The organism is Pseudomonas sp. LB3P25 (assembly GCF_054897985.1).
In genome coordinates this window covers 5,087,356-5,105,128 of record NZ_CM142711.1, presented here as the reverse complement: position 1 = coordinate 5,105,128, position 17,773 = coordinate 5,087,356, and the positions used below count along the sequence as shown (strand labels likewise).

The following is a 17,773-nucleotide window of genomic DNA, read 5'->3' as shown; positions in this document are numbered from 1 at the left end:
TTTCAATCCGCAAGGCTTTGACGGGTTGTCGGCATCGTCAGCCATTTATTGAGATTATTTTTCAGTAATCAGTGGCGCGTCGCAAAACGACCCTTGCGTCAGCCGGCGAGCATCGGATAGGTGAACAGCCCGAAGTGCAGCAGGTTCAGGCCGAAATGGGTGGCGATGGCCGCACCCAAGCCACCAAAACGGTAGGCCAGACCATAGCCGACACCCGCCAGACTCGCCAGCAACACCCATTGCCAGCCGGCGCCCACATGCACCAGGCCGAACAGCAGCGAGGCGAGGAGCAGGGCGAGGTTTTCACCGTAGGGCAGGTTTTTGAAGCAGCGGCTCAGACCGCCCTGGATGTAGCCGCGAAACAGCGCTTCCTCCACCAGCGTCACCAGCAGCAGATTGTTAACCAGCCACAGCCAGGCTTGATCCGGCCACTTCGGTGCCCAGCTGATCAGGCCCAGCACCAGCGCGCCACCCAAGGCCAGCACGGCACTCAACGTCAGCCCCAGCGCGGTGGCATAGATGGAAAGGCGCAGCGAACGTCGACCGACAATCCACGGGCAGACCAGCAAAAGCCAGAATCCGATCAGGGGTTTGTCCTGATTCAGGTACATGAAAAACGGCACGGCATCGTCGGTGAATTGCTGAGGGGCGAGACCACGACCATTGTAGAAACCGGGAAGCCAGTGCATCGCCAGCGCCAGGACCAGGACGAAGAACACCCCATGACCGAGGTAGCGGCCGGCTTGAACCTTTTGTTGGCGGACGGCGAAACCTGTGAACAGCAACAATGCGACGGAGATTACGGCCAGCCAGCCGAGTTGGCCGTAGATCAGTGCCAGACCATAGCCGAGGGAGAGGAGGGCCAGGTAGTTCCATGGCAGAGCAAGCATGTGAAGTCCTTGTGTCCAAAAATGTGCAGGGCGACTCTGTCCATGTGGGAGCGAGCTTGCTCGCGATAGCATACTAACAGTCGACATCAATGTTGAATGATATGGCCTCATCGTCGGAACGCCGCCCGGAGCAAGCTCGCTCCCACAAGGGCCAAACAAAAACACCGCCCGAAGGCGGTGTTTGTATCAGCAGCCGGTTACGACGCAATCAACTGTCGCAACACGTAATGCAAAATCCCCCCCGATTTGAAGTACTCCACCTCATTAAGGGTATCGATCCGGCACAACACCTCGACTTTCTCGTGGCTGCCGTCTTCACGGGTGATCACCAGCGTCAGGTTCATCCGCGGTGTCAGCTCGACGCCGGTCAAACCCAGAATATCCAGGGTTTCTTTGCCGGTCAGGTTCATGCTCTTGCGGTTTTGATCCAGCTTGAACTGCAACGGCAATACGCCCATGCCCACCAGGTTGGAGCGGTGAATCCGTTCGAAACTTTCCGCAATGACCGCTTTGACCCCCAGCAGATTAGTACCCTTGGCTGCCCAGTCACGACTCGATCCGGTGCCGTATTCTTGCCCGGCAATCACCACCAGCGGCGTGCCCGACGCTTGATAACGCATCGCCGCATCGTAGATCGGCATCCTCTCCCCGGTGGGAATGTAAATCGTATTGCCGCCTTCTTCGCCGCCGAGCATCTCGTTGCGAATGCGGATGTTGGCGAAGGTGCCGCGCATCATCACTTGGTGGTTGCCGCGACGCGAGCCGTAGGAGTTGAAGTCCCGTGGTTCTACGCCTTTCTCGCGCAGGTAGTGGCCTGCGGGGCTGTCGGCCTTGATGTTGCCGGCCGGAGAGATGTGGTCGGTGGTCACCGAATCACCCAGCAGCGCGAGGACTCTGGCACCGGCGACGTCCTTGACCACCGGCGGCGGCCCGCCGATGTCATCGAAGAACGGTGGATGCTGGATGTACGTCGAATCATCCTGCCAGACATAGGTCGCTGCTTGAGGCACTTCGATTGCCTGCCATTGCTCATCGCCGGCAAACACTTCGGCGTATTCCTTGTGGAACATCGCGGTGTTGACCTGATTCACCGCGTCGGCGATCTCTTTGGTACTCGGCCAGATGTCCCGCAGATAAACCAGATTGCCCTCTTTGTCGGTACCCAAAGGCTCGCTGCTGATGTCGATGCGCACCGTGCCGGCCAGCGCATAGGCGACGACCAGCGGCGGCGAGGCCAGCCAGTTGGTTTTCACCAGCGGATGCACGCGGCCTTCGAAGTTGCGGTTGCCCGACAACACCGAGGCGACGGTCAGGTCGGCGGCCTGAATGGCTTTTTCGATCGGCTCCGCCAATGGCCCGGAGTTGCCTATGCACGTGGTGCAGCCGTAGCCGACCAAGGCAAAACCCAGTTCATCAAGGTACTGGGTCAGGCCGGCAGCCTTGTAGTAGTCGGTGACCACTTTCGAGCCTGGGGCCAGCGAGCTCTTGACCCACGGTTTGCGCTTGAGGCCTTTCTCCACGGCTTTCTTCGCCACCAGGCCGGCGGCCATCATCACACTCGGGTTGGAGGTGTTGGTGCAGGAGGTGATCGCGGCGATCACCACCGCACCGTTTTTCAATCGATAGGTCTGGCCGTCGTATTCGTAGTCGGCTTCACCGGCCAGATCGGCATTGCCCACCGCAACGCCACCGCCGCCTTCACTTTCGAGGCGACCGACTTCCTTGCTGGTGGGTTTGAAATGCAGGTCGACGAAGTCACTGAACGCTTGCGCGACATTCGGCAGCGATACCCGGTCCTGGGGGCGTTTCGGCCCGGCCAGGCTGGCTTCGACGCTGCCCATGTCCAGCGCCAGAGTGTCGGTGAACGCCGGTTCCTGGCCCGGCAGGCGCCACAGGCCCTGGGCTTTGTTGTAGGCCTCGACCAGTTTCACGGTCTCGCTGGTGCGACCGGATAAACGCAGGTATTCCAGGGTGATGTCATCCACCGGGAAGAAGCCGCAGGTGGCGCCGTACTCCGGGGCCATGTTGGCGATGGTCGCGCGGTCGGCCAGCGGCAGGTCGGCGAGGCCGTCGCCGTAGAACTCGACGAATTTGCCGACCACGCCTTTCTTGCGCAGCATCTGGGTGACGGTCAGCACCAGGTCGGTGGCGGTGATGCCTTCCTTGAGCTTGCCGGTGAGTTTGAAGCCGATCACTTCCGGGATCAGCATCGACACCGGTTGGCCAAGCATCGCCGCTTCCGCTTCGATCCCGCCGACGCCCCAGCCGAGCACGCCGAGGCCGTTGATCATGGTGGTGTGGGAGTCGGTGCCGACCAGGGTATCCGGGAAGGCATACGTGCGGCCGTCCTCGTCCTTGGTCCAGACTGTGCGGCCCAGGTATTCCAGATTCACCTGGTGACAGATGCCGGTGCCCGGCGGTACCACGCTGAAGTTGTCGAAGGCGCTTTGGCCCCAGCGCAGGAACGCATAACGTTCACCGTTGCGCTGCATTTCAATGTCGACGTTCTGTTCGAAGGCGCTGCTGCTGGCGAATTTGTCGACCATCACCGAGTGATCGATCACCAAATCCACGGGGGAGAGCGGATTGATTCGCTGCGGGTCGCCGCCGGCCTTGGCCATCGCGGCACGCATGGCGGCGAGGTCGACCACGGCAGGTACGCCAGTAAAGTCCTGCATTAATACCCGCGCGGGACGGTACTGAATTTCGCGGTCGGAGCGACGCTCCTTGAGCCAGGCGGCAATCGCCTTGAGGTCGGCGCCGGTGACGGTTTTTTCATCTTCCCAGCGCAGCAGGTTTTCCAGCAGCACTTTCAACGACATCGGCAGCTTATCGAGATCGCCCAGGCTTTTGGCAGCCTCCGGCAAGCTGAAATAGTGATAGGTCTTGTCGTCGATTTGTAAGGTTTTAAGGGTTTTCAGGCTATCGAGGGACGGCATTGAAATGACTCCTTAGGGTCCGCACGGCTACGGACTGAGGGAACGAACAGAGGTTTAAACCTAGTCCTGTTTGGTACTTAAGGCTAATAACTGGACTCTATGGCCAAGTCCAGGGTCTGTTGACGTTTGCTGACGACCGCGACGCCGACCCATTTGGCGCTGGGCAAGGCGCGAGGAACGTAGTTTGGTTGTTCCAAATAAGTTCCGAGCAACGCCGCCCAGCGCCAAATGGGTCGCGTCCCTTCGGGTTGCGCGCCAACGTGTGCGAGGCTGCGTTGCGGGATTTGCCAAGGGAACAACCATTGACGGCATCCCGCGCCTTGCCTCGCACACGTTGGCATCGCAACGCGGTTCGTCAGCAAACGTCAACAGACCCTGGGTTCCGAACTCGGCTATCATGCGCCGGTTTTCGTGACAGGCTTTGCTTCAACGCAAGTCTGGGCATCGCGCAGTGGTTGAATTTCTCGCCATCTGCCCAGGAGTAAGAATGAACACCCTCTTTATGCATTGCCGGCCGGGCTTCGAAAGCGAAGTCTGTTCCGAGATTTCCGAACACGCCGCGCGGCTGAACGTGGCCGGTTATGCCAAGGCCAAGACCGCCAGCGCCTGCGCTGAATTCATCTGCACCGAAGAAGATGGCGCCGAGCGCCTGATGCGTGGCCAGCGTTTCGCCGATCTGATCTTCCCGCGCCAGTGGGCTCGCGGGATTTTCATCGATCTGCCGGAAACCGACCGCATCAGCGTGATCCTCGCGCACATGGCGGACTTCCCGCTGTGCGGCAGCCTGTGGCTGGAAATGGTCGACACCAACGATGGCAAGGAACTGTCGAACTTCTGCAAGAAGTTCGAAGGCCACCTGCGCAAGGCGCTGATGGCGGCTGGCAAACTGGTTGAAGATGCCCACAAACCGCGCCTGCTGCTGACCTTCAAAAGTGGCCGCGAAGTGTTCATGGGGCTGGCCGAGTCGAACAACTCGGCGATGTGGCCGATGGGCATTCCGCGCTTGAAGTTTCCGCGTGAAGCGCCGAGCCGTTCGACCCTGAAGCTGGAAGAAGCCTGGCACCATTTCATCCCGCGCGATCAGTGGGATGAGCGCCTGCACAGCGACATGACCGGCGTCGACCTCGGCGCCGCACCCGGCGGCTGGACCTGGCAACTGGTCAACCGCGGCATGCTGGTGACCGCGATCGACAACGGCCCGATGGCTGAAAGCCTGATGGACACCGGTCTGGTGCAACACTTGATGGCTGACGGTTTCACCTTCAAACCCAAGCAACCGGTGGACTGGATGGTCTGCGACATCGTCGAGAAACCGGCGCGCAACGCCGCGATGCTGGAAGAATGGATTGGCGAGGGGCATTGCCGCGAAGCGGTGGTCAACCTCAAGCTGCCGATGAAACAGCGTTACGCCGAAGTGAAGCGTTTGCTGGAACGCATCGCCGACGGGTTCAAGGAGCGCGGCATTCGGGTCGAAATCGGCTGCAAGCAGCTGTACCACGACCGTGAAGAGGTGACCTGCCATTTGCGCCGACTCGACGTGAAGAAACCCAAGTCCCGCTGATTTACCCGAATTAATGTGCGGGCTTGTGTGGCGAGGGAGCTTGCTCCCGCTGGGCTGCGCAGCGGCCCTAAAACCGGCCACCGAGATCTTTCTGATAGACCGTATGGCTAGAATTGGGGCCGCTTCGCGACCCAGCGGGAGCAAGCTCCCTCGCCACATACCCGGCAATGCGCGACAATACCGGCAAGTTTCAGGAGTGAATCATGAGTGAAATACTTGATACGCCGGTTGACGGCACCCTCGACGCCACCGGCCTCAACTGCCCGGAACCGGTGATGATGCTGCACCAGCACATCCGTGACCTGGTGCCCGGTGGCCTGCTGAAGGTGATCGCCACCGACCCGTCGACCCGTCGCGACATTCCCAAGTTCTGCGTGTTTCTTGACCACGAACTGGTGGCGCAGCACGAAGAGGCAGGCACCTACCTCTACTGGATCCGCAAGAAACTCGCTTAACCCGCCGAATGACTGATGCGGATCCGCTTGCGTGCACTGCGCGTCAGGCGGATCGACAGCATCAGCGCCGCGCAACTCAAGCCCACAATCAAACCCTGCCACAACCCGCTTGGGCCGCTCGGCGTGCCGAACCAGTCGGTCAGGCCCAGTGCGTAACCCACCGGCAAACCAATCCCCCAGTAAGCGAACAGCGTCAGGATCATCGTCACCCGAGTGTCCTGATAGCCGCGCAACGCGCCGGCAGCTGTCACCTGGATCGCATCGGAAAACTGGAACAGCGCCGAATACACAATCAGCATCGCCGCGACATGAATCACCGTTGGGTCGGCCGTGTAGATCGTTGCGATGTGTTCACGCAGCAACAGCATCATGCTCGCGGAGATGCACGCATAAGCCAGCGCCGTGCCCATGCCGACACCGGCGGCGAAGCGTGCTTCACGCGGCTCCTGACGGCCGAGCGCCTGGCCAACCCGCACGGTCACGGCCATGCCCAGGGAGTAGGGGATCATGAACACCAACGAGCTGAAGTTCAGCGCGATCTGGTGCCCGGCCACCACCGTCGCGCCGAGGCTGCCAATCAGCAGCGCAATGACCGCGAAGATGCTCGATTCGGCGAACACCGCGATGCCGATCGGCAGGCCGATGCCCAGCAGGCGTTTGATCACCGACCACTGCGGCCAGTCGAAACGGCTGAACAGCTGACTCGACTGATACGCCGGCGCCCAGCGTTCCCACCCGGCCATGCCCAGCGCCATCACCCACATCACGATCGCCGTGGCCCAGCCGCAACCGACACCGCCCATGGCCGGCACACCGAAGTGGCCATAGATGAAGACGTAGTTCAGCGGAATGTTCAGCGCCAGTCCGCACAGGCCCAACACCATGGCCGGACGCGTGCGCCCCAGGCCGTCACTGAAGCAGCGCAGCACATGGTAGAACGCGACGGCGGGCAAACCGCTGGCGATGCCATGCAGGTATTGCATGCACGGGCCGATCAATTCGGGGTCGACCTTCATGATGTGCAAAATCGGTTCAGCGCTGAACAACATGCCAGTCGCCATCAACCCCACCACCAGCGCCAGCCACAGTGCCTGGCGCACAATCGGGCCAATCTCGCTGTGGCTGCCGGCGCCGAAACGCTGGGCGACTTTCGGGGTAGTGGCCAGCAGAGTGCCGGTCATCAACAGAAACACCGGCACCCAGATCGAGTTGCCCAGCGCCACCGCCGCCAGATCCCGTGGCCCGACCCGGCCTGCCATTACCGCATCGACGAAGCCCATCGCGGTGGTCGCCAGTTGCGCGATCATGATCGGCAAGGCCAGGCTGAGCAGATTTTTCAGCTCCAGGCGAACCCGGGCCGGGCGGGTGAGGGAAGTAGCGGCGAGGCGGTCAGTCACGGAATTCAAGGGCGAAACGTCCAAAGATGTTGATGCGCAAGGCGGCGCATTCTACGCCCTGACGCAGTGGTCAGGAAAAGTCCTGTGTTGCGGATTTGTAATCGGTTTTCGATTCCCTATGGCGCCGCAGCCCCTGTAGCAGCTGGCGAAGCCTGCGTTCGGCTGCGCAGCAGTCGCAAGACCTGAACATGCGGTATTCCTGAATCACCGCATAACCCGATTTCACGACTGCTACGCAGCCGAACGCAGGCTTCGCCAGCTGCTACAAGGTTGCGCAATGCTTGCTGGCCCACAATGGTCATCTCCGCCTACACTGCCGATCCGCCAAAGGAGCCTGCCATGCTGATTGTTGCCGACGAAAATATTCCGTTGCTCGATGCCTTCTTCGAAGGTTTCGGTGAAATCCGCCGGGTTTCGGGACGTTCGATTGATCGCGCCACCGTCGAACAGGCCGATGTGCTGCTGGTGCGCTCGGTGACCAACGTTAACCGCGCATTGCTCGACGGCAGCAAGGTACGCTTTGTCGGCACTTGCACCATCGGCACGGATCACCTGGATCTGGATTATTTTCAGCAGGCCGGTATCACCTGGTCCAGCGCGCCCGGCTGCAACGCCCGGGGCGTGGTTGACTACGTGCTCGGCAGTCTGCTGACCCTGGCCGAAATCGAAGGCGCCGACCTGACTCAACGCACCTACGGCATCGTCGGTGCCGGTGAAGTGGGTGGCCGCTTGATCAAGGTTCTACAAGGTCTGGGCTGGAAGGTGCTGGTCTGCGATCCGCCAAGGCAAGCGGCTGAAGGCGGCGATTACGTCAGCCTCGAACAGATCATCGAACAGTGCGATGTCATCAGTCTGCACACGCCGTTGAAGAAACACGGCGCCCAGTCGACCTGGCATCTGTTCGATAAAAACCGTTTGAACCAGCTCAAGTCCGGCACCTGGCTGATCAACGCCAGTCGTGGCCCGGTGGTCGACAACGCCGCCCTGCGTCAGGTGCTGCTGCAACGTGAAGACCTGCAAGCGGTGCTGGACGTCTGGGAAGGTGAGCCTGAGGTCGATGTGGCGTTGGCCGAACTCTGCGTGCTGGCGACGCCGCACATTGCCGGTTACAGCCTCGACGGCAGACAGCGTGGCACCGCGCAGATTTATCAGGCGTATTGCGATTTTCTCGGGCAAGCGGCCCAGATCAGCTTGGGCGATTTGCTGCCCGCACCCTGGTTGTCGCAAGTGACCTTGAACGCTGGCAGCGATCCCGCCTGGTCGCTGGCCATGTTATGCCGTGGCGTGTACGACCCGCGCCGTGATGATGCGGATTTCCGTCGCAGCCTTGTCGGCAATGTGAACGAGCAGCGTGGGGCGTTTGATTCACTGCGCAAGCATTATCCGTTGCGGCGTGAGATTGACGGGTTGAAGGTGCGGATTGAGGGGGATTCTCCTGAGTTGCAGAAGATTGTGGCGGCGTTGGGGGCTTCGGCTGTCTGAGGATCGAGCTGGCCCCTTCGCGAGCAGGCTCGCTCCCACATTTAATCTCAGTCGTATACAGACGCTATATCCGCTGGGGATCACTGTGGGAGCGAGCCTGCTCGCGAATGGCCGCACTGCAATTTCTGGATAATCACCCATAAAAAACCCGGCCATCAGGGGCCGGGTCAAGAAGACGGTGGCTACATCACTTTTGTTCGGCAGGCTTGACCAATCGCTTTTCGAGTTCGCGGCAAGCGTCTTGGATCATGCCTTCAGTGATCGGTACTTCGCGCCCATCCTTATCGATAATTGAGCAACCCAGAGACTGGTCTGGCTGTGTGCGGATCACTTCAATCTTGTCATCGCTGCTGTTTTGCAAGGACATGGCCTGTCTCCTCATCAGGTTGTGTGCTTACTGTAGAACCACCAGGTGACCGGACTGTGACAGCTCCCTGCGATCTTCCCAAGGCGGCGCCAACAGTCCACCAGAAATACCGCGACGTTGCCACCCGGACTTTAGACCAATACCGTCTAGGTGCTAGGCTTTGCGGTCATAATTAACCTGACTCATTATGATTTACAGCGTTCAATCGCATTGAGCGGTGTAGGCTTGATCGCGTCAAACCCTACTGGTTGCGCCATCGAATGATCTCCATCCTCTCTTCCCGTCAACGGCGCGCCATGCGCCTGGCCCTGCGTTTCATTGCGCCGTATCGCTGGCCGGCCGTCGGTGCCTTGCTTGCATTGATCGTCACGGCGGGCATCACCTTGTCCATGGGGCAGGGGATTCGCCTGCTGGTGGATCAGGGTTTCATGACCCAGTCGCCGCATTTGCTCAACCAGTCCATCGGCCTGTTTATGTTGCTGGTGGTCGGGCTGGCGATTGGCACCTTTGCGCGTTTCTACCTGGTCTCATGGATCGGTGAGCGCGTTGTCGCGGACATCCGTCGTCAGGTGTTCAACCATCTGATTTACCTGCACCCAGGATTCTACGAAGACAACCGCAGCTCCGAGATCCAGTCGCGGTTAACCGCTGACACCACGCTGCTGCAATCGGTGATCGGCTCTTCGCTGTCGCTGTTTTTGCGCAATCTGTTGATGGTGATCGGCGGGATCGTCCTGCTGTTTATCACCAACCCCAAACTCACCAGCATCGTGGTGGTCGCGTTGCCGTTGGTGATCGCGCCGATCCTGATCTTCGGCCGTCGTGTGCGTAGCCTGTCGCGCCTGAGCCAGGACCGGATTGCCGATATCGGTAGCTATGTTTCCGAAACCCTGGGCCAGATCAAAACCGTGCAGGCCTACAACCATCAGGTCGAGGACGAGCAGCGCTTTGCCGCAACGGTGGAGGAGGCCTTCAACACCGCTCGCAAGCGGATCTTTCAGCGGGCCTGGCTGATTACCCTGGTGATCGTACTGGTGCTTGGAGCCGTCGGGGTGATGCTCTGGGTCGGCGGAATGGATGTCATCGCCGGGCGAATTTCCGCGGGCGAGCTGGCGGCGTTTGTGTTTTACAGCCTGATCGTCGGCAGCGCATTCGGCACATTGAGCGAAGTGATCGGCGAACTGCAGCGTGCCGCCGGCGCCGCCGAGCGGATAACCGAGTTGCTGCGCTCGGAAAACATCATCCGGCCACCGACCACTGGCCTGGTGACTTTGCCCGAGCGGGTTAAGGGCAATCTGGTGCTGCAGGATGTGCGTTTTTCCTACCCGTCGCGTCCCGAAAGCTATGCGGTCGATGGTTTGAATCTGACGATCAATGCTGGCGAAACAGTCGCATTGGTCGGGCCGTCCGGTGCCGGCAAGTCGACGGTTTATGATTTGCTGCTGCGCTTTTACGACCCGGCCGAAGGACGCATCCTGCTCGATGGTGTGCCGCTGACTCAACTCGATCCGTTGGACTTGCGCCGCTGCTTCGCCCTGGTCTCGCAATCACCGGCGCTGTTCTTTGGCAGCATCGAAGAGAACATCCGCTATGGCAATCCGACGGCAACCCTGGCCCAGGTTCAGGAAGCAGCGAAAATCGCTTACGCCCATGACTTTATCGAACAAATGCCCAACGGCTACCAGACCCACCTTGGCGACGGTGGCCTCGGTTTATCCGGCGGCCAACGCCAACGCCTGGCCATCGCCCGGGCGCTGCTGGTGGACGCGCCGATCCTGCTGCTGGACGAAGCGACCAGCGCCCTCGACGCCCAGAGCGAACACCTGATTCAGCAAGCCCTGCCGAGCCTGATGAAAAACCGCACCACGCTGGTCATCGCCCACCGACTGGCCACGGTGAAAAACGCTGACCGGATCGCGGTGATGGACCAGGGGAAACTGGTGGCGGTGGGGACGCATCAGGAGTTGATTGCGAGCAATGCGCTGTATGCGCGGTTGGCGGCGTTGCAGTTTAACGATGGGCATGAAGCCGCGTGAATGAGAGCTGCTGAATGCTGCCGGGTTCGGGCATTATGGCGGCCTCAGTTGCGAGCCTGGTAAAGGATATGAGCCGTTATCAACCAGCGTTGACCCTGACCATCAGAATGCTGGCGTTGGTCGCCGAGATCAGTGAACAGATCGGTCAGCTTTCGGCTGTGGATGATCGTCGGCAGACGCCTCAACTGCGTCGCGGTAATCGGATTCGTACTATTCAGGCTTCTTTGGCTATCGAGAACAACACGCTCAGCATTGAGCAGGTAACCGCTGTTCTGGCAGGGCAGCGGGTGCTTGGTCTGCCGCGAGAAATTCAGGAAGTACGCAACGCTTTTGCGGCTTATGAGGTCATGCCGGAGTGGCAGCCGAGCAATCGAGTCGACTTGCTTCGAGCCCATGAGTTACTGATGGGGGGATTGATTGACGACTGCGGGCAATTTCGCCGAGCCGGTGTGGGCATTTACCGGGGCGACAAATTGGTCCATATGGCACCGCCGCCGAGTCGTGTTGTTCACCTGGTTGAAGACTTGCTGGACTGGCTTGGCGTTTCTGATTGGCACCCGCTGATCATCAGTTGCGTTTTCCACTACGAATTCGAGTTCATCCATCCTTTCGCGGACGGCAATGGGCGCATGGGTCGTCTTTGGCAAACTTTGATACTTAGTCAATGGCGCCCGGTGTTGGCTTATCTGCCGGTTGAAGTCGTGATTCGAGAGCAGCAGGACGCTTATTACGCGGCATTGTCGGCGGCCGATCAGTTGGCTGAATCGACGCCTTTTGTCGAGTTCATGCTACAAGCGTTGAGTCTTGCGCTTGAAGAAGCAGCCCGTAGCGAACCAGTAACCGACCAAGTAACCGACCAAGTAACCGACCAAGTAACCGACCAAGTAACCGACCAAGTAACCGACCAAGTAGCAAGACTGCTTGGTGCTCTGCGTGGCGGCGCCCCACTAAAGGTCAATGAGTTGATGGCAGAGGTCGGTTTGGCTCACAAGGCGACCTTCCGGGCTAACTATCTCAAGCCCGCATTGGCTGCCGGTCTGATTGAAATGACTGACCCTGATTCGCCCCGCAGCCCGGCTCAGCGATATCGTCTGACCGAACTTGGCAAACCGGCTGCGGCACGGTCCGGGCCTGACTAGGGATTTGAGCAGCCAAAAAAATGCCCGCATCATTCGATGCGGGCATTTTTGTCAGTGCTTCAAAGCAGGCTCATTGATCGTCAAAGTAGCGCTCATGCCAATCCACCAGCGGCTGCGGTGAGTTGAGCTTCTGGCCGTAGATCACCGAGTATGACAGCACGTTTTGCACGTACTGGCGGGTTTCGTCGAATGGGATGCTTTCCACCCACACGTCGAAGCTCAGGTGATCCGCACCGCGCAGCCACTGGCGCACGCGGCCCGGACCGGCGTTGTAGGCGGCGGAAGCGAGGACGCGGTTGCCGTTGAACTGGCTGTGGACCTGGCTCAGGTAAGCGGCGCCGAGCTGGATGTTCTTGTCCGGGTCGAGCACTTGCTGCGGCGAGGCCAGCGGGATGCTGAACTTGCGCGCGGTTTCCTTGGCGGTGCCGGGCATGAGTTGCATCAGGCCGCTGGCGCCGACGCCGGAACGGGCATCGTCCATGAAAGCACTTTCCTGACGGGTGATAGCGAACACCCAGCTCGAATGCAGGCCACGAACCTTGGCTTCACGCACCATTGTTTCGCGGTGAGCCATCGGGAAACGAATGTCCAGGTCGTCCCAGTACTGCGCCTGACTGATGGTGCGGATTGCCGGGAAATACCATTTCAGGTCGTAGGCCAGTTTCGCCTGGGCAACCATTTCGTCCCGGCTGAAGTGACGGCTGACGTGGTACCACTCACGGCGACCGTCGACGATTTGCCCGCGAGCGTGAAACTCCAGTGCGCGACGCACGCCCGGCGTGTTGCGCACCTTGTTGATCAGCGCCTGGCTCAGCACCAGTGGTTTGTTGACCAGCGAATAGGGTAACTGCGAGCGATCAGCGGCAAGGAAACCGTAGAAATCACGCTCGCGGGCGAGGCCCTTATAAAGCGTCTGCGCTTCCGGGTTCTGCGGCTGCGCCAGTTCCAGGCTGCGTGCCTGCCAATAGCGCCAGCGATTGGTGGTCGCCAGATCGGGCGGCAGGCGGCGAGTCAACTGATAGGCATCGTCCCAGCGGGCCAGGCGCAGCAGCAGACGCAAGCGCCATTCGGAAACCGTGTTGTCACGCAGTTCCGGGTCGTACTTGGTCATCACATCCAGCGCGCGAGGGTCGAAGCGGCGGGCGAGGGTCAAGCCGATTTCACGGGCGATGGCCACTTTCTCATCACGGGAGAAGTGCATGCTGCTGGCGTAACCGTCGAGCAGCTCCATGGCCTTGTCCGGGTCTTGCTTGGCCAAGCGGCGCAGGCCGAGGCTGACGATGTCAGACATCGGTTCATCGGCCGGGGTGAAGCGCGACGGCTGGTTGAGCAACTCGGGTTTCTGCGCCACATCCACCAGCAAACGGCCGCGAGGGGCGAGGGTGGTCAGGTCGTTGACCAGGCTGTTGGCCAGCGGATAGTTACGTACCTGGGCGGCAAGTTTGGTGCGCTCCCAGCGTTTCTGCTCGGTCAACTGGCCTTCGGCAGCCCATTGCCCGAATAGCGCATCGCACGCGGCGGGTTGGGATTTGCCGGTCAGCCAGAGTTTATTGGCGTTGGCGTAACCTTCGGCTTTCTGGTTATGCCCGAGCTGATACTGCGCGTTCAGGCAGTCCAGTTCGGTGAAATTGAGCTTGGGGTCGTAGTACTTGACGAAGGTCGCCCAGTCACCGCGTTCGGCCAGCCAACGCAGCCAGCGCAACTTCATCCAGTTGGCCTGGGGCAGGTCACCGTGCTCGGCGAGGAATTTCTCGATTTCGGCATTGCTCGCGGTTTTAAGGCGAGCGGTCAGTTCGTCATACGCCAGGTACGGCTCCAGCGGGTAATCGCTGAGGGCCTGGCTGTAACGGAAATAAGGACCGGTATCCCCCTTGGCGAGGGCACGTTTGGCTTCATCGTAATACTGGCGCTGGGTGGACAGGTCCACCGCCTGGGCGGTTTGAACGGCAGTGGCAGAAAGAAGAAAACAGGATAAAAGACTGAAAAGGCGACTGCGCATGAGACGTCCGGGCAGAGAAATCATGACAAGTGCAGGGATGGCCTGCACTGAATTGTCTGTAGCTTAGCCTTTTGCCAGCAGCGGGCGAAAGCTTTGCCGGCCTGTCAGCATCAGTTCGCAACATTTGTCATGCAGAGTGTCGCCAAGGTGAAATTGCCGGCCTTCTGAAGCCTCAAGTCAGGTAGAATGCGCGCCCGGTTTTTGGAGAAGCTCATGACCCTGCTCAAATTCAGCGATGTGTCCCTTGCTTTCGGCGCTATGCCGTTGTTGGACAAGGTGTCCTGGCAGATCGCCCGTGGTGAGCGGGTGTGCATCATCGGCCGCAATGGCACTGGCAAGTCCAGCATGATGAAGCTCGTCAAGGGCGACCAGAAGCCTGATGACGGCTCCGTTTGGCGCGCACCTGGCCTCAAGATTGGCGAATTGCCGCAAGAATTGCCGGTAGCCGACGAGCGGACCGTGTTCGACGTGGTGGCCGAAGGCCTGGACGGTGTCGGCGAGCTGCTCGCGCAGTATCACCACCTCAGCCAGAACATCGTCACCGACGCCGACCTGGACAAACTGATGCACGTCCAGCACGACCTCGAAGCCCGTGACGGCTGGCGTTTGCAGCAATTGGTCGATAGCACGTTGAGCCGTCTGCAGTTGCCGGCCGACAAGACCCTCGCCGAATTGTCCGGCGGATGGCGTCGTCGCGTCCTGCTGGCTCAGGCTCTGGTTTCCGAACCTGATCTGCTGCTGCTCGACGAACCGACCAACCACCTGGACATCGGTGCAATTGCCTGGCTCGAAGAAGCGCTGAAGGATTTTCAGGGCGCCGTGCTGTTCATCACGCACGACCGTTCATTCCTGCAGAACCTCGCGACCCGCATTCTCGAACTGGATCGCGGTGGCCTGATCGACTGGAACGGCGACTACGCCAGTTTCCTCGTGCACAAAGAAGCCTCGCTGGCCGCCGAAGAAACCGCCAACGCGCTGTTCGACAAAAAACTGGCCCAGGAAGAAGTCTGGATCCGTCAGGGTATCAAGGCTCGCCGCACCCGTAACGAAGGCCGTGTCCGCGCATTGAAAGCCCTGCGCGTCGAGCGTAGCGAGCGTCGTGAGCGTACCGGCAAGGCCAACATTCAGCTGGATACCGCTGACAAGTCCGGTAAGCAGGTCATGGTCCTCGAGAACGTGAGCTTTGCTCACCCGGGCGGCCCGTTCCTGATCAAGGATTTCTCGATGGTCCTGGCGCGCGGCGACCGTATTGGTCTGCTGGGCGCCAACGGTACCGGCAAGACCACGCTGCTGAAGCTGATGCTCAGCGGTCTGCAACCGACCAGTGGCACAGTGGAAGAGGGGACGCGTATCGACGTAGCCTACTTCGACCAGTTGCGCCATCAGTTGGACCTGGAAAAGACCGTAATCGACAACGTTGCGGAAGGTCGCGACTTCATCGATATCGATGGTCAGAGCCGCCACGTGCTGAGCTACCTCGGCGACTTCCTGTTCAGCCCGCAGCGTGCCCGCACGCCGGTCAAGGCGCTGTCGGGTGGTGAGCGTGCGCGTCTGTTGCTGGCGAAACTGTTCAGCAAACCGGCGAACCTGCTGGTCCTCGATGAGCCGACCAACGACCTCGACGTCGAAACCCTCGAGTTGCTGGAAGAGGTCTTGCTGACCTTCAACGGTACCGTGCTGATGGTCAGCCACGACCGGGCATTCCTCGACAACGTGGTCACCAGCACCCTGGTCTTCGAAGGTGAAGGCAAGGTTCGCGAATACGTCGGTGGTTATCAGGACTGGCTGCGCCAGGGCGGCTCGCCGCGCTTGCTGGGTGTGACCGAGAGCAAGTCCGGCAAAGCCGACCTGACCTCCGCGGTCGTGACGGCCGAAGCTGCGCCAGTCGCTGCTGCAGTCGAAGCGCCGGTGGCGAAGAAGAAGCTCAGCTACAAGTTGCAGCGTGAGTTGGAAATGTTGCCGGGTCAGATCGAAGCCATGGAAAAGCAGATCGCTACCGTTGAGGCGCAAATGGCCGATGCCGGTTTCTATCAGCGTCCTGCTGCCGAGACTGCCGCAGTGATTGCTCAGTTGGAGCAGTTGCAGGCTGAACTCGACGTGATGGTCGAGCGCTGGGCCGAGCTGGATGCCTGATTGATCCTGCTATAAAAAAGCCCGGCGTTCAGTGATGAGCGCCGGGCTTTTCGTATGAATTGCGATCTGGGGTTACAGCAAGGCCCCTGTGGGAGCGAGCCTGCTCGCGAAAGCGGTTCAACATTCAACGAACTTGTCGACTGTCACACTGCATTCGTCGGAACGCCGCCCGGAGCAGGCTCACTCCCACAATGGAAGGTGTTGTCAGCTTTTGATCAGGCGCACCGCGAGCACATCACAGGGCGCACCATGCAGCACGTCATTGGCAGTCGAACCCAGCAGCAATGCCAGGCCGTGTCGGCCATGGCTGCCCACCACGATCAGGTCGCAGGTTTGTTCTTTGGCCAGGTGGTGGATCTCCTGGCGGGGCTGGCCGTAGGTCAGATGGCTGTATTCCTTGGAGAGTTCCGGATACTTCACGATCAGTCGGTCCAGGCGTTCCTTGGCCTGATCGAACTGCTGTTGTTGCAGTTGTGACAGGTCCATGGGCACGTCGCCGCCAAAGGCCATGGCCATCGGCTCGACAATGTGCACCAGGGACAGCTTCGCCCCGTTGCTCACCGACAGTTCGCGAGCGCGGTGGATTACAGGATCGCACTCTTCGGTTAGATCTACAGCGACCAGAATGTGGTTGTAGGGCATGAGGTGCTCCTCCTGAGGATTGCAATATTGGTAAGTATGGCTGGTTTCAAGCGCATTGTTTTCAAAGTGACTCAATGCACTCATCAAGAATCGGGAGTACAGATATGACGGTCTGGATAGTGGTGTCAATCATGTTGGTGGTGCTGAGTCCGCTGGCATGGTTGCGGCCGTCGCGCCACCAGAGCGGCCGCATGGCCCTGCGCATGGAGGCGCGACGCATCGGATTGGCGATGCAACTGGCGCCTCAGGAGTGGCCGCACTGGCTGAGCCAGGAGCCACCGAGCCCTTGCGCCCAGTACCATCGACCGCGGCGTGGCAATCGGCCGGCGTGCTGGAGCTACTGGCAAAAAGCACCGGGTGTGTGGGTCAATCAGTGGCAGGAGGTCTGCGAGGAACCGGCGTTGCTGATTCATTTCGAAAAGTTGCCAGACAACGTTTACAAGGTCGAAGCAGACAAGCAGATGATCACGTTGTATTGGGGCGAGAAGGGCGAAGCGACGGTGTTGCAGGATATTGACGCGGTGCTGAAGGCGCTGGCATAAATCGCGGAAATTTCGCGCCGCAATGGCGCGAAACGTCTGGCAGACAGGCAATAAAAAGCCCGACATCATCATCGGGCTGGGGTTGGCCAGGCAGGCCGGTAATTCGGTGTGGGGCTGATCTTACGCTGGGCATTCGCCAAAAGCGTTCATGTTTTTTCCTTAAGGTCCCGCCAGCGTAGCTTGTTAAACAA

The 17,773-nt window shown here is 59.9% G+C and carries 13 protein-coding genes; 7 read left to right on the top strand and 6 right to left on the bottom strand.

Annotation, left to right across the window (positions count from 1 at the left end; genetic code table 11):
- Positions 1 to 98: 98 nt before the first annotated feature.
- Positions 99 to 890, bottom strand: coding sequence for a CPBP family glutamic-type intramembrane protease (locus ACYZTW_RS23500; protein WP_462002014.1), 792 nt, complete (start codon positions 888 to 890; stop codon positions 99 to 101).
- Between the two features lie 197 nt (positions 891 to 1,087).
- The gene (gene acnA / locus ACYZTW_RS23495; RefSeq protein ID WP_462002013.1) at positions 1,088 to 3,829 is read right to left on the bottom strand and encodes an aconitate hydratase AcnA; all 2,742 of its coding nucleotides are present in this window, start codon (positions 3,827 to 3,829) and stop codon (positions 1,088 to 1,090) included.
- A gap of 487 nt (positions 3,830 to 4,316) precedes the next feature.
- Between acnA and rlmM the strand changes: the two genes are divergently transcribed.
- On the top strand, positions 4,317 to 5,390 hold the full coding sequence (rlmM, locus tag ACYZTW_RS23490; protein ID WP_129442892.1) for a 23S rRNA (cytidine(2498)-2'-O)-methyltransferase RlmM: 1,074 nt from the start codon (positions 4,317 to 4,319) through the stop codon (positions 5,388 to 5,390).
- Between the two features lie 203 nt (positions 5,391 to 5,593).
- The gene (tusA, locus tag ACYZTW_RS23485) at positions 5,594 to 5,845 is read left to right on the top strand and encodes a sulfurtransferase TusA (protein WP_462002012.1); all 252 of its coding nucleotides are present in this window, start codon (positions 5,594 to 5,596) and stop codon (positions 5,843 to 5,845) included.
- Here tusA and ACYZTW_RS23480 read toward each other — a convergent pair.
- Positions 5,842 to 7,251 carry an MATE family efflux transporter gene (locus ACYZTW_RS23480; protein WP_462002011.1) on the bottom strand — a complete coding sequence of 470 codons (1,410 nt, stop codon included), beginning with the start codon at positions 7,249 to 7,251 and terminating at the stop codon, positions 5,842 to 5,844. The genes tusA and ACYZTW_RS23480 overlap by 4 nt on opposite strands.
- A 330-nt stretch (positions 7,252 to 7,581) precedes the next feature.
- Between ACYZTW_RS23480 and pdxB the strand changes: the two genes are divergently transcribed.
- Complete coding sequence (gene pdxB, locus ACYZTW_RS23475) at positions 7,582 to 8,724, top strand: 4-phosphoerythronate dehydrogenase PdxB (protein ID WP_462002010.1); 1,143 nt, start codon at positions 7,582 to 7,584, stop codon at positions 8,722 to 8,724.
- 187 nt (positions 8,725 to 8,911) lie between these two features.
- Here pdxB and ACYZTW_RS23470 read toward each other — a convergent pair whose 3' ends face one another.
- Positions 8,912 to 9,091 carry a PA1571 family protein gene (locus tag ACYZTW_RS23470; RefSeq protein WP_129442898.1) on the bottom strand — a complete coding sequence of 60 codons (180 nt, stop codon included), beginning with the start codon at positions 9,089 to 9,091 and terminating at the stop codon, positions 8,912 to 8,914.
- A gap of 260 nt (positions 9,092 to 9,351) precedes the next feature.
- Here ACYZTW_RS23470 and ACYZTW_RS23465 point away from each other — a divergent pair, with 260 nt between their 5' ends.
- Both ACYZTW_RS23465 and ACYZTW_RS23460 read left to right on the top strand, forming a co-directional pair.
- Positions 9,352 to 11,127 (top strand): ABC transporter transmembrane domain-containing protein, encoded by a 1,776-nt coding sequence (locus tag ACYZTW_RS23465; protein WP_462002009.1) that lies wholly within the window; start codon positions 9,352 to 9,354, stop codon positions 11,125 to 11,127.
- 68 nt (positions 11,128 to 11,195) lie between these two features.
- Positions 11,196 to 12,266: a Fic family protein gene (locus ACYZTW_RS23460; RefSeq protein WP_462005828.1), complete on the top strand. Its 1,071-nt coding sequence runs from the start codon at positions 11,196 to 11,198 to the stop codon at positions 12,264 to 12,266.
- A 70-nt stretch (positions 12,267 to 12,336) separates the two neighbouring features.
- On the opposite strand, the gene ACYZTW_RS23455 is transcribed toward ACYZTW_RS23460, so the two are convergent.
- Positions 12,337 to 14,265 carry a transglycosylase SLT domain-containing protein gene (locus ACYZTW_RS23455; RefSeq protein WP_462002008.1) on the bottom strand — a complete coding sequence of 643 codons (1,929 nt, stop codon included), beginning with the start codon at positions 14,263 to 14,265 and terminating at the stop codon, positions 12,337 to 12,339.
- 213 nt (positions 14,266 to 14,478) lie between these two features.
- Here ACYZTW_RS23455 and ACYZTW_RS23450 point away from each other — a divergent pair, with 213 nt between their 5' ends.
- Complete coding sequence (locus ACYZTW_RS23450; protein ID WP_462002007.1) at positions 14,479 to 16,398, top strand: ATP-binding cassette domain-containing protein; 1,920 nt, start codon at positions 14,479 to 14,481, stop codon at positions 16,396 to 16,398.
- A 204-nt stretch (positions 16,399 to 16,602) separates the two neighbouring features.
- Here the strand turns inward: ACYZTW_RS23450 and ACYZTW_RS23445 are convergent, their stop codons facing one another.
- The gene (locus ACYZTW_RS23445) at positions 16,603 to 17,040 is read right to left on the bottom strand and encodes a universal stress protein (protein ID WP_008151425.1); all 438 of its coding nucleotides are present in this window, start codon (positions 17,038 to 17,040) and stop codon (positions 16,603 to 16,605) included.
- Between the two features lie 104 nt (positions 17,041 to 17,144).
- Between ACYZTW_RS23445 and ACYZTW_RS23440 the strand changes: the two genes are divergently transcribed.
- A complete protein-coding gene (locus ACYZTW_RS23440) occupies positions 17,145 to 17,582 on the top strand; it encodes a hypothetical protein (RefSeq protein ID WP_033061927.1) in 438 nt (145 codons plus the stop codon).
- Positions 17,583 to 17,773 lie beyond the last annotated feature (191 nt).

What these genes read in the sequence shown, in the direction of transcription:
- ACYZTW_RS23450 (WP_462002007.1), top strand. Translation starts at nt 14,479, where the DNA reads ATGACCCTGCTCAAATTCAGCGATGTGTCCCTTGCTTTCGGCGCTATG.
- ACYZTW_RS23460 (WP_462005828.1), top strand. Translation starts at nt 11,196, where the DNA reads ATGAGCCGTTATCAACCAGCGTTGACCCTGACCATCAGAATGCTGGCG.
- ACYZTW_RS23500 (WP_462002014.1), bottom strand. Translation starts at nt 890, where the DNA reads ATGCTTGCTCTGCCATGGAACTACCTGGCCCTCCTCTCCCTCGGCTAT.
- ACYZTW_RS23470 (WP_129442898.1), bottom strand. Translation starts at nt 9,091, where the DNA reads ATGTCCTTGCAAAACAGCAGCGATGACAAGATTGAAGTGATCCGCACA.
- ACYZTW_RS23455 (WP_462002008.1), bottom strand. Translation starts at nt 14,265, where the DNA reads ATGCGCAGTCGCCTTTTCAGTCTTTTATCCTGTTTTCTTCTTTCTGCC.
- rlmM (WP_129442892.1), top strand. Translation starts at nt 4,317, where the DNA reads ATGAACACCCTCTTTATGCATTGCCGGCCGGGCTTCGAAAGCGAAGTC.
- ACYZTW_RS23465 (WP_462002009.1), top strand. Translation starts at nt 9,352, where the DNA reads ATGATCTCCATCCTCTCTTCCCGTCAACGGCGCGCCATGCGCCTGGCC.
- ACYZTW_RS23440 (WP_033061927.1), top strand. Translation starts at nt 17,145, where the DNA reads ATGACGGTCTGGATAGTGGTGTCAATCATGTTGGTGGTGCTGAGTCCG.
- acnA (WP_462002013.1), bottom strand. Translation starts at nt 3,829, where the DNA reads ATGCCGTCCCTCGATAGCCTGAAAACCCTTAAAACCTTACAAATCGAC.
- ACYZTW_RS23445 (WP_008151425.1), bottom strand. Translation starts at nt 17,040, where the DNA reads ATGCCCTACAACCACATTCTGGTCGCTGTAGATCTAACCGAAGAGTGC.
- pdxB (WP_462002010.1), top strand. Translation starts at nt 7,582, where the DNA reads ATGCTGATTGTTGCCGACGAAAATATTCCGTTGCTCGATGCCTTCTTC.
- tusA (WP_462002012.1), top strand. Translation starts at nt 5,594, where the DNA reads ATGAGTGAAATACTTGATACGCCGGTTGACGGCACCCTCGACGCCACC.